Source organism: Parafrankia sp. FMc2 (genome assembly GCF_041008525.1).
GTDB lineage: Bacteria > Actinomycetota > Actinomycetes > Frankiales > Frankiaceae > Parafrankia.
In genome coordinates this window covers 1-1,464 of record NZ_JBFLUG010000387.1, presented here as the reverse complement: position 1 = coordinate 1,464, position 1,464 = coordinate 1, and the positions used below count along the sequence as shown (strand labels likewise).

1 protein-coding gene is annotated in these 1,464 nt (G+C 67.8%); it reads left to right on the top strand.

Features of this window, described 5'->3' with window-relative positions:
• The first annotated feature begins 140 nt into the window (after positions 1–140).
• Complete coding sequence (locus tag AB1460_RS37455; protein ID WP_368967298.1) at positions 141–1,406, top strand: IS256 family transposase; 1,266 nt, start codon at positions 141–143, stop codon at positions 1,404–1,406.
• Positions 1,407–1,464 lie beyond the last annotated feature (58 nt).

Here is a 1,464-nt window from a genome sequence, read left to right as displayed (position 1 = left end):
GGGTGAGTCCCACCGCGTGGTGTAGATCGGGATCGGCTGGTTGATCGTCCGGGGTGGGGGTGTGTCGCTCCGGGACAAAGACGGCCACCGCGTGTAGCTCTGTGTGAACCGACCAAAGTTCCACGGAGAGGACACACGCGATGGCCTTGGATGATTCTGCCCTATCCGGTCTGCTGGAGCTGCTGCGGCACACCGACGCCGGTCAGGTGATGCGGGAGCTGCTGCGGTTCGGCTTGCAGGCGCTCGTCGACGCCGAAGCCGACGCGCACGTCGGCGCGGCCCGTTACGAACGGTCGGCGACCCGGACCACGCAGCGCAACGGCTCCCGGGAACGGACCGTGTCGACGACTGCCGGGGATCTGACGGTGAGGATCCCCAAGACGCGGACGGGGTCGTTCTTCCCGTCGTTGCTCGAACCGCGCCGCCGTATCGACGTGGCGCTGCACGCGGTGGTGATGGAGGCCTACGTGCACGGGGTGTCGACCCGCAAGGTCGATGACCTCGTCGCCGCGTTGGGGGTGGACACGGGGATCTCGAAGTCGGAGGTGTCCCGGATCTGTGCCGCGTTGGACCGGGAGGCCGACGTCTGGCGGGCCCGCCGCCTGGACCATGTCGGCTTCCCCTACGTCTACCTGGATGCCACCTACTGCAAGGTCCGTCTCGACGGCAGGGTGGTGTCGCAGGCCGTCGTGATCGCCACCGGTGTGTCGGCCGACGGCCGCCGGGAGGTCTTGGGGGTGCAGGTCGGGGACTCCGAGGACGAGGCGTTCTGGACCGAGTTCCTGCGCGGGCTGCGGGACCGGGGCCTGGTGGTCGGTCCGGGTGGGGTGCGGCTGGTCATCTCCGATGCCCACCGCGGGCTGACCGCCGCGGTCGGGAAGGTGCTGACCGGTGCCGGCTGGCAACGGTGTCGGGTCCACTTCCAGCGCAACGTCGCGGTCCGGGTCCCCAAGCACGCCGCGTCGATGGTGACGGCCACGATCGGGACGGTCTTCGCGCAGCCGACCGCCGAACTGGTCCGCGTCCAGGTCGACACCGTCGCCGACCTGCTCGCCGGGAAGTTCCCCGCGGTCGCGAGGATGCTGCGCGACGCGAAGGCGGACCTGACCGCGTTCGCGGACTTCCCCGAACCGCACTGGCGCAAGATCTGGTCGAACAACCCGCTGGAACGGCTCAACCGGGAGGTCAAACGCCGCACCGACGTGGTCGGGATCTTCCCGAACCGGGAAGCTCTGCTCCGCCTCGCGACCGCCGTGCTCATGGAGACCCACGACGAGTGGCAGGTCTCTGACCGGCGTTACCTGTCCGAGGAATCCATGCGACAGATCGGCGGGGAAAACACCACCACAACAGTCCCGGAGATTACCCCGATTACTCTCGACGCGACCGAGTTCCAAGTCGCATAATATCGAAAGACGCAGAGTGAAACGCGAACCGATCTACACCACTCCACGGGGCACTATC

Coding starts and splice junctions, on each gene's coding strand:
- AB1460_RS37455 (WP_368967298.1), top strand. CDS start 141: ATGGCCTTGGATGATTCTGCCCTATCCGGTCTGCTGGAGCTGCTGCGG.